We start from the raw sequence: 11,970 nt of genomic DNA, 5'->3' as shown, positions 1-11,970 counted from the left end.
GAACCTTAAGGGCAAGCGACGGCGAAGGAGAGTGGAGAGCGATCCCTGCGCCATCGCCCCCTTGCAGATTTATATGCGGGAGAGCAGAAACATGAAAGCGGCTTGGCTCCTGTTTTCAGTGGCGGCTGCCGTCGGCATTCCAGAGGGGATGTAACGCTCCGGTGCGTCGAAGCAGGCGGAACGGTGCGCGATATCGAGATCGTTACCGGCAAATAGGCAACTTCCTCGCAGGGGGCTGACGCCCAGCGCCGCTGTGGCGATCCGTCCTTGGCCGTATAACGCCCGTCGCCCTGACGGCGCGGGCATAACTCATGAGGGCGCCGTCCGGCCGCCTCTTTTCCGTTTCGGTCGCTGTGGCCTTCACCGGCGGCGTCTCGACCATTCATGCCAGATGACATAGAGCACGCACCCGCCGATGAAGGCGACGACGGTTTCAGGCGTGATCGTCACTGCCGCGCCCCTACTTCGATCCGCTGAAAGGCGGCAGCGGCCGTCGCCGTGAGGGTTGCGGTTGGGCTAGAATTGGTATCGCTTGGGAAATTGTCGCATTTTTTCAATACGTTGAAGGAATGCAAATGGCGGAGAGGGAGGGATTTGAACCCCCGATGGAGTTGCCCCCATGCCGCATTTCGAGTGCGGTGCATTCAACCACTCTGCCACCTCTCCGCTCGCGGTGATGCTCTTAATAGCCGAGTCGCGCCGAAGATCAAGAGGGTTTCGCGCCGATTTTCGGGATTGTTCGTTGACAATTTCCGCATGCACGATTACGCAGAAAGCTTCAATGTGGTACCTGCCGCATTCATTGAGAACCTGAGGCGTCGGCGATTCCGGCCTGGCGCCCGAGCGTTCTTGCATAACTGACAAAAAGCCGCTCTGTCGCACGATGGCTCCGGTCGCAAAGGCCGTGCCGGCGCCGGCAAGAGGGGTTCGGAACACAGGATAAAAAAGATGTTCGCAGTCATCAGGACTGGTGGCAAGCAATATACCGTCGCGGCGGATGATGTGATCGCCGTCGAGAAGCTGGATCTCGAAGCCGGCGCGGCCGTGACGTTCGACGACGTGCTGGTGCTCTCCAAAGGCGCGGACGGCATCGAGGTCGGCGCGCCGGTCGTCGCCGATGCATCGGTCGCGGCCGAGGTGGTGGAGCAGACGCGCGGCAAGAAGGTCATCGCGTTCAAGAAGCGCCGCCGGCAGAATTCCAAGCGCAAGCGCGGCCACCGTCAGGCGTTCACGGTCGTGCGCATCACCGATATTCTCGTTGCGGGCAAGGCGCTTCCGCGCCCCGAAAAGCCTGCGAAGGCCGAGCCGGCCGAAGCCGCTCCGGTCGCCGCGGAGTAAGTGCGCCGAACACGCGGCTCGAGCGGGTTTCCGATTTCGGTCGAACGAAGCTGCTCAGGCGCGGATCATCGTTTTCCCGGTGCGCCGGAGCTGTCGCGACCATCGCATGACATCCGGGCGCCGCATTTGATCAGGATATTGGGAGTTCAGTCATGGCTCATAAGAAATCGGGCGGCTCGTCCCGCAACGGGCGCGATTCAGACGGTCGCCGCCTCGGTGTGAAGAAATATGGCGGCGAGGCTGTCATTCCGGGCAACATCATCGTGCGCCAGCGCGGCACGAAGGTTCATCCGGGCGACAACGTCGGCATCGGCAAGGATCATACGCTCTTCGCTCTCGTCGAGGGGCGCGTGGAGTTCCTGACGCGGCTCGGGCGCGCCTATGTGCGCGTCGAGGCGGTGCAGGAAGCAGCAGAGTAAACAAGGCGAAAGCTGTCCGACAAAGAGCTTTCGCCGGTATCCCTTGACCCCGGCGGAGGGCGGCATGTGTCGGCGCGCAATCCGGTTGACGGGGGAAATGGGATACCATTTCCCCCTTTGTCGTTTCTTGGCCCGGCGGATGCCGGGCCGCAGGACCGGAGCACGCAGATGACCATTCGCACCATGATCGCCAAAGCCATTGCCGCCCTTGCCCGCACGACGGGTATCGCGCAGGGCGCGGCCGCCGGTCGCGTATGGCGATTCGTTCCGGGCCTGTCGCTTCACGGCGGCCAAGGGCTCAAACACCTTCCCGTGCGTGCATCTGCGGAACGCGCCGCATGTGCACGCTATCTCGCAGACGTCCGCATGCGGGCGTATCTGTCGGCGAGAGCGGGGAGGCAGGGGCTATGCTGAGCGAGGCGGTGAGAACCGGCCGGTTGCTGCTGAGGCCGGTCAGGGCGGATGACGCGCAGGCGCTTTTCGCGCTGGAGACATGGAATGTGGTGCGGTGGCTCGCGCCCGTTCCCTGGCCGTTGGCGCCGGCGGATGTCGAGGGCTATGTGGCGCGCGCGGCGGAAGAAAACGATGCGGGCGTGAGCGCCAATTACACCATCGTCTGCAACGGCGCGCCGTGCGGCGTGATCGCGCTGCATCCGCGGGACGGCGCCTACAGCCTCGGATACTGGCTTGGCGAGCCTTATTGGGGCAGGGGGCTGATGAGCGAGGCGACGGAGGCTTTCGTCGATGCGTTCTTCGCGCGAAGCGGCGTCCTGCATGTGATATCGGGCGTGTTCGCGGGCAACGCGGCCTCGCTCCGGGTGCAGGAAAAGCTCGGCTTCGTCGTCGTGGGCGATACGCTGCGCTTCTCCCGGCCGCACGGACGGCCGATGCCCTATTACGAAACGGTGCTCGGGCGCGAGCGGCATGCGCGCGGGCTTGCCGCATAGAGCGTTCTCGGGAGCGTCGATCGGGCGGCATCGTCCGGGTCGCGGGCTCGGGGGCGGTCGGACTAATGAGCCGCCGGGACGGTCTCCCGGCGGCGTTCGGTTTTTGAAGAGGCGGGGCGCTGAAGATCGCGTCCGGCGCGGGTGCGGAACAGGCGATGAAGTTTCTTGATCAGGCAAAGGTTTATGTGCGCTCCGGCGACGGCGGCGCGGGCTGCGTCTCGTTTCGGCGTGAGAAGTTCATCGAGTTCGGCGGCCCCAACGGCGGTGACGGCGGGCGCGGCGGCGATGTCGTGGTGGAGTGCGTCGACGGCCTTAACACGCTGATCGATTATCGCTACCAGCAGCATTTCAAGGCCCGGCCCGGCCAGCACGGCATGGGCAAGAACCGCACCGGCGCGCGCGGCCCGGATGCGGTGCTCAAGGTGCCGGCCGGCACGCAGATCTTCGCGGAGGACAACGAGACGCTGCTTGCGGATCTCACCGAGGTCGGGCAGCGTGTGGTGCTGGCGCGCGGCGGCAACGGCGGCTTCGGCAACGCCTATTTCAAGTCCTCGACCAATCAGGCGCCCCGCCACGCCAACCCCGGCTTGCCGGGCGTCGAGATGTGGATCTGGCTGCGCCTGAAGCTGATCGCCGACGCGGGCCTCGTCGGCCTGCCGAACGCGGGCAAATCGACGTTCCTTGCGGCGGTGAGCGCTGCGAAACCCAAGATCGCCGATTATCCCTTCACCACGCTGCATCCCAACCTCGGCGTCGTGGGCATCGACGGGCGCGAGTTCGTGCTTGCCGATATTCCGGGGCTGATCGAAGGCGCGCACATGGGTGCCGGGCTGGGCGACCGCTTTCTCGGCCATGTCGAGCGCTGCCGCGTGTTGTTGCATCTCGTCGACGGCACGAGCGAGGACGTCGCCGGCACTTACGAGACGATCCGCGCGGAGATCGAGGCTTACGGCGGCGGTCTCGCCGACAAGCCGGAGGTCGTGGCGCTGTCGAAGATCGATGCGCTCGACGATGAAACGCGGCGGGAGCGCGCGGAGGAACTGGGGCAGGCGGCGGGCCAGACGCCGCTGATGCTGTCGTCCGCATCGCGCGAGGGCGTGGAAGCGGCGCTGCGCCGGGTGGCCGACATCATCCGCGCCGCGCGGGAGGAAGAGCAGGAGCTTGAAGGACCGCCGGCCGACTGGCAGCCGTAAGTTTCGTCGGTTATCGCGCGCCAGCCCTGCCGCTGCCGCATATGGCCTCGTCTTTTCCCGCGCGCGCATAACGGTTAAGTATTTCGCGCGTCGTCTCTCGCCCGAATGAGTATCATGACCGATTGTTCCGTCATCCCCGCATCGGCCCGGCAGGTGCCGGAACTGGCGCAGTTCCGCCGCATCGTCGTCAAGGTGGGCTCGTCCCTGCTGGTGGACCGCGAGCGGGGGCGCCTCAAGCGTAGCTGGCTCGCGGCGCTGGTGCAGGATATCGCGCGGCTGCACGAGCGCGGGGCGGAGGTGATCGTCGTCTCCTCCGGCGCCATCGCGCTGGGGCGCACCGTGCTGCGGCTGCCGCCGGGACCGCTGAAGCTGGAGGAAAGCCAGGCGGCGGCGGCCGTGGGGCAGATCGCGCTGGCGCGCCGGTGGACGGAGGCGCTCGCCATCCACGAGATCGTCGCCGGCCAGATCCTGCTGACCTTTTCCGACACCGAGCAGCGCCGGCGCTACCTGCACGCCCGCGCCACCATCGGCAAGCTGCTCGAACTCGGTGCGGTGCCGATCATCAACGAGAACGATTCGGTCGCCACCAGCGAAATCCGCTACGGCGACAACGACAGGCTGGCCGCGCGCGTCGCGACCATGGTGGGGGCGGATGCGCTGGTGCTGCTGTCCGACGTCGACGGACTCTATACCGCGCCGCCGGTCGGCAATCCGCATGCGCGCCACATCCCGCTCGTCACCCACATCACGCCCGAGATCGAGGCGATGGCGGGCGGCGCGGCGTCGGAACTGTCGCGCGGGGGCATGCGCACCAAGGTGGAGGCCGGCAAGATCGCCACCGCCGGCGGCGCGTGCATGGTCATCGCGGACGGGCGCGTCGAGGGACCGCTCGGCACGGTGATGAACGGCGGGCGCTGCACGTGGTTCCTGTCGCCGTCGAATCCGGTGACGGCGCGCAAGAAGTGGATCGCCGGCACCTTGCTGCCGCTGGGCACCCTGCATGTCGACGCCGGCGCGGAACGCGCGTTGCGCCGGGGCGCGAGTCTGCTGCCGGCCGGCGTGCGGCGCATCGAGGGCGCGTTCCATCGCGGCGACGCGATTTCCATCCGCGGGCCGGACGGGCGGGAAGTCGGCCGCGGGCTCGTCGGCTACGATGCCGACGAGGCGGGGCTGATCGCCGGCCATTCGACGCAGGATATCGAGACGCTGCTCGGCCACGGCGGCCGGGCCACCATCGTGCACCGGGACGATCTCGTCGTCTTCGGCAGCGAGGTGCCCGAAGGCGAATGACAGGCATGACGGCCGCCGCGCTTGACCGCGGTTGCCGCTTGCGTAGACAATAATGGTATCGTCGCATGACGTTGGGGCATTTGACATCGGGGCATTTGCCCGTTGGAGGAGCATGACCATGGCGGATCTGGCCGCGGACGCGGAGAAGCGAAACGAAGGGCAGGGCACGCCTGCGGGCGCGCAAGCGAACGCGCCTGCGCCGCTTTCGGCGCTGATGTCCGACATCGGCCGGCGTGCCCGCAGGGCCGCCCGCACGCTGGCGCTCGCCTCCGACGCCGACAAGATCGCGGCGCTCGAGGGCGCCGCGCGTGCGATTCGCGCCGATGCCGAGGCGATCATCGCCGCCAATGCCGAGGATGTGGCCGACGCGCGCGCCGCCGGCCGCCCGGCCGCGTTCGTCGACCGCCTGCAACTCACGCCCGCCCGCGTGGAAGCCATCGCGCAGGCGGTGGAACTCGTCGCCGGGCTGCCCGACCCGGTCGGGCGGGTGCTGGCGACTTTCGAGCGCCCCAACGGCCTCGTCATCGAGCGCGTTTCCGTGCCGCTCGGCGTGATCGGCGTGATCTTCGAGAGCCGGCCGAACGTGGCCGCCGACGCGGGCGCGCTGTGCGTGAAGGCGGGCAACGCCGCCATCCTGCGCGCGGGCTCCGAGAGCTTCCGCTCGGCGCAACGGCTGGTCGCGGCGCTGCGCGCCGGACTCGAGAGCGCCGGCCTGCCCGGCGACGCCGTGCAGCTCGTGCCGGTGCGCGACCGCGAGGCCGTGGGGCTGCTGCTCGGCGGGCTCGACGGGAACGTGGATGTCATCGTGCCGCGCGGCGGCAAGGGCCTCGTGGCGCGGGTGCAGGCGGAGGCGCGCGTGCCGGTGTTCGCGCATCTCGACGGCATCTGCCATGTGTTCGTGCATGCGCAAGCCGATCTCGACATGGCGCGCAAGGTGCTGATCAACGCCAAGATGCGCCGCACCGGCATCTGCGGCGCGGCCGAGACGCTGCTCGTCGACCGGGCGGTGGCGGATACGCATCTGAAGCCGCTGGTGGAAGCGCTGATCGAAGCGGGCTGCGAGGTGCGCGGCGACGCGCGGACGCAGGCGGCGGACGCGCGCGTGAAGCCCGCGACCGAGGAGGACTGGCGCACCGAATACGAGGACGCCATCATTTCCGTGCGCGTGGTCGACGATCTGTCGCAGGCCATCGACCATATCGAGACATACGGCTCGCACCATACCGATTCGATCATCACGCAGGACAGGGAAGCGGCGGCGCGCTTCCAGCGCGAGGTCGATTCCGCCATCGTGGCGCATAACGCCTCGACCCAGTTCGCGGACGGCGGCGAGTTCGGCTTCGGCGCCGAGATCGGCATCGCGACAGGGCGCATGCACGCGCGCGGCCCCGTGGGCGTGGAACAACTGACGTCGTTCAAATACCGCCTGCACGGCAACGGGCAGACGCGGCCTTGACGGACAAGAGCGCGGCGGGATCGCTGAAACGGCATGCGCCGGCGTTGCCGCCGCACGCGCCGGGCATGCGCATCGGACTGTTCGGCGGTTCCTTCAACCCGCCGCACGCCGGCCATCGCCTTGCGAGCCTGATCGCGCTGAAGCGCCTGCAACTCGACCGCGTGTGGTGGATCGTCACGCCGGGCAATCCGCTCAAGGACAATTCCGCGTTGCCGCCGCAGGCGAAGCGGATGGCGGCCGCCCGCGCGCTGACGCGCCATCCGCGCATCGACATCACCGGCTTCGAGGCCGAGATCGAGACGCAGTTCACCTTCGACACGATCGACTGGCTCGCGCGCCGCTGCCCGGAGGTGGATTTCGTCTGGATCATGGGCGCCGACAACCTCGCCGGGTTTCACCGCTGGCAGCGCTGGCGCGACATCGCGCGCCTCGTGCCGCTCGCGGTCATCGACCGTCCGGGCTCCACCCTGAAGGCGGCGCGATCGAGAGCGGCGACGGCGCTCGCCCGCTATCGATTCGCGGAGACGGAAGCGGGCCTGCTTGCCGGCGCGCGTCTGCCGGCCTGGGTGTTTCTGCACGGCCCGCGATCGCCGCTGTCTTCCACCATGCTGCGCGCGGCGCAGGAGGCCGCGCCGTAAGCAGGCAAGTACGGCGGCCTTTTCCCCGCGGATTTGCGGGATCGGGCGTTCGTTGCCGTTGAAGCGCGGGTCGCCTGCGACTATCTTGATCGAAGATGCGAGGATGAGCGCCGCGGGGCTGTCGTTTCCGGCCTGTTCATCCGCAGGATTTGTTTGTTGATGCATCGGGCCGAAGCGGACGCGGATTCCCGGCTTGATGCGCTAGTGTGAGGAACGGGCACTGAGCCAGATTTCGGAACATGGCGCCTCGCCGGCGCCGCTCGATCAGGCGTCCGACGGCGCGGCGGCGCTGATCGCACGCGGTCAGCTTGAGGACATGAAGGCGGAGGATATCGTCGAGATCAATCTCGTCGGCCGCACCACCATCGCCGATACGATGCTCGTCGCCTCGGGCCGTTCCGACAGGCACGTCGGCGCGATCGCCGAGAAGGTCGTCACCGCCCTCAAGGATGCGGGCTTCGGGCCCGTGCGTGTCGAGGGCGTGCCGGCTTGCGACTGGGTGCTGATCGACGTGGGCGATGTCATCGTGCATGTCTTCCGGCCCGAGGTGCGCGGCTTCTACAATCTGGAGAAGATCTGGAGCGCCGACCGGCCCAAGGAACCGCGGGACAGTTGAGCGGGCCGTGCGTATTACCGTTCTGTCGGTCGGGCGGCTGAAGGCCGGTCCCGAAAGGTCGCTTGTCGAGCGTTATCATGAACGCGCCGTGCCGCTCGCCCGCACGCTCGGCTTCGGTGCCATCGACCTGCCGGAGCTTCCCGAGAGCAACGCCCGCCATGCGGACCAGCGCAAGGCGGAGGAGGGCGCGGCGCTGCTGGCGCGTTGCGCGTCCGGCGTGATCGTGGCGTTCGACGAACGCGGGGCCAATCTGTCCAGCGCCGATTTCGCCCGCAGGCTTTCCGGCTGGCGGGACGCCGGCGAGGCGGGTGTCAACCTGATCGTGGGCGGGCCGGACGGGCTTGACGCCGCCGTGCGCGAACGGGCCTCGCTCGTGCTGTCTTTCGGGGCGCTGACGATGCCTCACCAGATTGTGCGTGCGCTGGTGCTTGAGCAGGTATATCGTTGCCTGACGATTCTCGCGGGCCACCCCTATCACCGCGTTTGACGCCCCGTCGATGTGTTGCAAGGCGCAGATGGCTTTTCCTTTTCAGCGGTTTGGCGGTTTGCTGGTGTGTGCCGTCGCGCTCGCCGCAGGCATCCCTGCGCGCGCGCAGCAGCCGGCTGCTGCGCCGGCCGGCGCTTCGGCGCAATCGTCGGCGCAATCATGGGCCGATGCGGAGGCGGACCGGCGTCGGCGCCAGCAGGAACTCGAGGCGATGGAGGCCGATCTTGCCGCCCGCGCGGCGCGGCGCGATGCGCTGCGCGCCGAGATCGAGGGCCTGAGCAAGGACCGCGCCGAACTGAACCGCATCCTGCTGGAGACCACCCGGCGCATCGGCGCGGCGGAGGAGCGCGTGTCCGCCATCGAGCAGCGGCTCGCGACGCTGGACGGGAGCGAGCAGGCCATCCGCCAGTCGCTGGAGAGCCGCCGGGACGTCATCGCCGAGGTGCTCGCCGCCTTGCAACGCATGGGCCGCCACCCGCCGCCCGCCGTGCTCGTGGCGCCCGAGGACGTGCTGCGCGCCGTGCGCACCGCGATCATGCTGGGCGCGACGGTGCCGGAACTGCGGGCGGAAGCGGAGGCGCTCGCTTCCGACCTTGCGGAACTCGCGCGCCTGCGCCAGCAGATCGCCAGCGACCGCGAGGCGCTCAAGGCGGATATCCGGACCCTCAACGGCGAGCAGGACAGGTTGGCCGCGCTGATGGAAGAGCGCCAGCGCCGCATCAGCGAGGTGGAGAAGATCGACGCCGGCCAGAGCGCGCAGGTCGCCGATCTCGCCAGCCGGACGGAAAGTCTCAAGGATTTGATCGGCCGCATGGAGCGCGAGATCACAGCCGCCCGCAACGCTGCCGAGGAAGCGGCGGAAGCCGCGCGCGCGCGCGACAAGGCGGTGGAAGACAGGCTCGCCGCTGCTCCCTTCGGCGATCCGGCGCGGCTCGAACCCAAGATTTCCTTCGCGAAAGCGTTGGGGCTCCTGCCTTTTCCGGCGCGCGGCGAGGTTGTCCGCGCCTTCGGCGCCCCGGACGGCTTCGGCGGCGTGGCCGACGGCATTTCCGTCGCGACGCGGGCGGAAGCCGTCATCTCGTCGCCCACCGACGGATGGATCGTCTATTCCGGCCCGTTCCGGTCCTTCGGTCAGCTCTTGATCATCAACGCGGGCGAGGGATATTATGTATTATTGGCGGGCATGGAGCGGATCAACGTGGCGTTGGGACAATTCGTGCTTGCGGGCGAGCCTGTCGGGCTGATGGGCAAGGAAACGTCTGCGGGGGCGGGATCGCCGGCGGGAGCCGGAGCCCTTGCGGGCGCCAGCACATTTCTCGGTGGCGCCACGGGCCCCATTCTGTATGTTGAGTTTCGCAAGGACGGCGGATCGATCGATCCGTCGCCGTGGTGGGCGAAGGCGAAGGGCGAAAAGGTTCGCGGATGATGCGCAAGATTTCTCTCGTGGTGGCGGGCGCCCTCCTTGGCGCGGGCGTGGCGCTTGTTGGCACGCAATCGCGCCTGTTCTCCGGTACAAGCGCCATCGCCGCCTCCGTCGATACTTATCGACAGCTCACCCTGTTCGGCGATGTGTTCGACAAGGTGCGCAGCGACTATGTTGAGCGGCCGGACGAAAGCAAGCTGATCGAATCGGCCGTTTCCGGCATGCTCTCCTCGCTCGATCCGCATTCCAGCTACATGGACGCCAAGAGCTACCGCGACATGCAGGTGCAGACGCGCGGCTCCTTCGGCGGGCTCGGGATCGAGGTGACGATGGAGGACGGCCTCGTCAAGGTCGTGAGCCCCATCGACGAGACGCCGGCCGCCCGCGCCGGCATCCTGGCCAACGATCTCATCGTGGCCATCGACGGCGAGCCGGTGCAGGGGCTCAATCTCAACCAGGCGGTCGAGAAGATGCGCGGCGCGGTCGATTCCGAGGTGACGCTCAAGATCCAGCGCACCGGGCGCACCGATCCGCTCGAGGTCAAGCTCAAGCGCGACATCATCCGCATCCGCTCCGTGCGCTTCGAGAACAAGGACGACATCGGCTATCTGCGCGTCACCCAGTTCAACGAGCAGACGTTCGACAATCTCAACAACGCCGTCGAGAAGCTGAGCAAGGACATTCCCGCCGACAAGCTGAAAGGCTTCGTCATCGACCTGCGCAACAACCCCGGCGGGCTGCTCGATCAGGCGGTGCTGGTGTCCGATGCGTTCCTGGAACGCGGCGAGATCGTGTCCACGCGCGGGCGCAACACCGATGAGACGCAGCGCTTCAACGCGCGCACGGGCGACATCGCCAAGGGCAAGCCGCTCGTGGTGCTGATCAACGGCGGTTCCGCCTCGGCGTCGGAAATCGTCGCGGGCGCGCTTCAGGATCATCAGCGCGCCAAGCTCATCGGCACCCGCTCGTTCGGCAAGGGATCGGTGCAGACCATCATCCCGCTCGGCCAGAACGGGGCGCTGCGCCTGACCACGGCCCGCTACTACACGCCCTCCGGCCGCTCCATCCAGGCCAAGGGGATCGAGCCCGATTTCGTCATCGAGGAAGTCATCCCGGACGATCTCAAGGGCAAGGATCAGATCCGGGGCGAGGCTGGCCTGCGCGGCCATCTGAAGAACGGCGAGAACACCGCCGCCGAACAGGATGTCAAGGCCGAGGGCGACAAGGACGAGAACGCGGCGGGCTCCTCCGCTTATGTTCCCACCGACCCGGCGCAGGATACGCAGCTCAACGCCGCCTACGATCTGCTGCGCGGCATCGACAATCCGGCGCTCATCCCGAGCAAGAAAACCGAATCGGCCGCCAATCTGACCGACAGGAAGGACGAGAGCGCCAAAAAGGACACGAAGTAGGACTTTCCCGGACAAAGGCCGCTTTTCGGCCGCCCTTCCCGCAAGGGCGGCCTTTTCCGTGGGGGCGTTTGCGGGTAGTCTCCCGCGCGTGTGAGCGGCTGTGTAGCGGGCGGGGCGGCGTCATGTCGGACAAGGTCATTCATTTACGCAAGAAGGTTCGGGCGGAAGACCTGCCCTATCGTGCATGCGTGGGCGTGATGCTGCTCAACGATGCCGGCAGGGTGTTCATTGGCTCGCGCCGCAAGGGCGATGTCGCCGAGGGTTCCGTGTCGCCGGCCTATGTCTGGCAGATGCCGCAGGGCGGCGTCGACAAGGACGAGGACCTGCTGGAGGCGGCGCGGCGCGAACTCTACGAGGAAACCAACGTCCGTTCCGTGAGGGTGCTGGCGCAGACGCCGGACTGGCTGACCTACGACCTGCCGGAACACGACATCGGCGTCGCGCTCAAGGGCAAGTATCGCGGGCAGAAACAGAAATGGTTCGCCATGCGCTTCACGGGCGACGAATCCGAGATCGACGTGCTGCACCCCGGCGACGGCACGGTGCCGCCCGAGTTCGATGAATGGCGCTGGGAAGAGGCGTATCGCCTGCCGGAGCTGATCGTGCCCTTCAAGCGGCAGGTTTACGAACAGGTTGTCGCCTGCTTCGAGGTGCTGACGAAGGGGCGCGGCTGATCGCGACTCTGTTTTACGCGGGATTCGTGCTAAGGGAGCCCCGCGTCGCTCTCTTCGATGAAGGATGCGCCGTCGGC

At 67.5% G+C, this 11,970-nt stretch carries 11 protein-coding genes, 1 tRNA gene and 1 pseudogene; 12 read left to right on the top strand and 1 reads right to left on the bottom strand.

Features of this window, described 5'->3' with window-relative positions; translation table 11 throughout:
• Positions 1 to 576: 576 nt before the first annotated feature.
• Positions 577 to 666, bottom strand: a tRNA-Ser gene (locus tag ACOYJQ_RS05995).
• 282 nt (positions 667 to 948) lie between these two features.
• On the opposite strand from ACOYJQ_RS05995, the pseudogene rplU reads away from it, so the two are divergent.
• The 12 genes and pseudogenes from rplU to ACOYJQ_RS05935 all read left to right on the top strand — a co-directional run.
• Positions 949 to 1,263 (top strand): annotated as a pseudogene (rplU, locus tag ACOYJQ_RS05990) (50S ribosomal protein L21); the annotation flags it as partial.
• Between the two features lie 227 nt (positions 1,264 to 1,490).
• A complete protein-coding gene (rpmA, locus tag ACOYJQ_RS05985; protein ID WP_433457087.1) occupies positions 1,491 to 1,757 on the top strand; it encodes a 50S ribosomal protein L27 in 267 nt (88 codons plus the stop codon).
• 407 nt (positions 1,758 to 2,164) lie between these two features.
• Positions 2,165 to 2,704: a GNAT family N-acetyltransferase gene (locus ACOYJQ_RS05980; protein WP_433457086.1), complete on the top strand. Its 540-nt coding sequence runs from the start codon at positions 2,165 to 2,167 to the stop codon at positions 2,702 to 2,704.
• Positions 2,705 to 2,859: 155 nt separating this feature from the next.
• Positions 2,860 to 3,897 (top strand): GTPase ObgE, encoded by a 1,038-nt coding sequence (obgE, locus tag ACOYJQ_RS05975; RefSeq protein WP_433457085.1) that lies wholly within the window; start codon positions 2,860 to 2,862, stop codon positions 3,895 to 3,897.
• Positions 3,898 to 4,011: 114 nt separating this feature from the next.
• Positions 4,012 to 5,187 (top strand): glutamate 5-kinase, encoded by a 1,176-nt coding sequence (gene proB / locus ACOYJQ_RS05970; protein WP_433457084.1) that lies wholly within the window; start codon positions 4,012 to 4,014, stop codon positions 5,185 to 5,187.
• 214 nt (positions 5,188 to 5,401) lie between these two features.
• On the top strand, positions 5,402 to 6,643 hold the full coding sequence (locus ACOYJQ_RS05965) for a glutamate-5-semialdehyde dehydrogenase (RefSeq protein ID WP_433457198.1): 1,242 nt from the start codon (positions 5,402 to 5,404) through the stop codon (positions 6,641 to 6,643).
• Between the two features lie 65 nt (positions 6,644 to 6,708).
• On the top strand, positions 6,709 to 7,281 hold the full coding sequence (locus ACOYJQ_RS05960) for a nicotinate-nucleotide adenylyltransferase (protein ID WP_433457197.1): 573 nt from the start codon (positions 6,709 to 6,711) through the stop codon (positions 7,279 to 7,281).
• Positions 7,282 to 7,570: 289 nt separating this feature from the next.
• Positions 7,571 to 7,897 carry a ribosome silencing factor gene (gene rsfS / locus ACOYJQ_RS05955; RefSeq protein WP_433457196.1) on the top strand — a complete coding sequence of 109 codons (327 nt, stop codon included), beginning with the start codon at positions 7,571 to 7,573 and terminating at the stop codon, positions 7,895 to 7,897.
• 7 nt (positions 7,898 to 7,904) lie between these two features.
• Entirely contained in the window at positions 7,905 to 8,384 is a 480-nt protein-coding gene (gene rlmH / locus ACOYJQ_RS05950; protein ID WP_433457083.1) for a 23S rRNA (pseudouridine(1915)-N(3))-methyltransferase RlmH, read from the top strand.
• Positions 8,385 to 8,412: 28 nt separating this feature from the next.
• Positions 8,413 to 9,810 carry a murein hydrolase activator EnvC family protein gene (locus tag ACOYJQ_RS05945; protein WP_433457082.1) on the top strand — a complete coding sequence of 466 codons (1,398 nt, stop codon included), beginning with the start codon at positions 8,413 to 8,415 and terminating at the stop codon, positions 9,808 to 9,810.
• Positions 9,810 to 11,219 carry a S41 family peptidase gene (locus tag ACOYJQ_RS05940; protein WP_433457195.1) on the top strand — a complete coding sequence of 470 codons (1,410 nt, stop codon included), beginning with the start codon at positions 9,810 to 9,812 and terminating at the stop codon, positions 11,217 to 11,219. The genes ACOYJQ_RS05945 and ACOYJQ_RS05940 overlap by 1 nt, the downstream gene beginning before the upstream one ends.
• A gap of 122 nt (positions 11,220 to 11,341) precedes the next feature.
• Complete coding sequence (locus ACOYJQ_RS05935) at positions 11,342 to 11,893, top strand: RNA pyrophosphohydrolase (RefSeq protein ID WP_433457081.1); 552 nt, start codon at positions 11,342 to 11,344, stop codon at positions 11,891 to 11,893.
• Positions 11,894 to 11,970: the final 77 nt, after the last annotated feature.

The organism is Pseudochelatococcus sp. (assembly GCF_050946405.1).
Taxonomy (GTDB): domain Bacteria; phylum Pseudomonadota; class Alphaproteobacteria; order Rhizobiales; family Beijerinckiaceae; genus Pseudochelatococcus.
The sequence above is the reverse complement of the archived record's forward strand: the minus strand, read 5'-3'. Positions and strand labels throughout refer to the sequence as shown.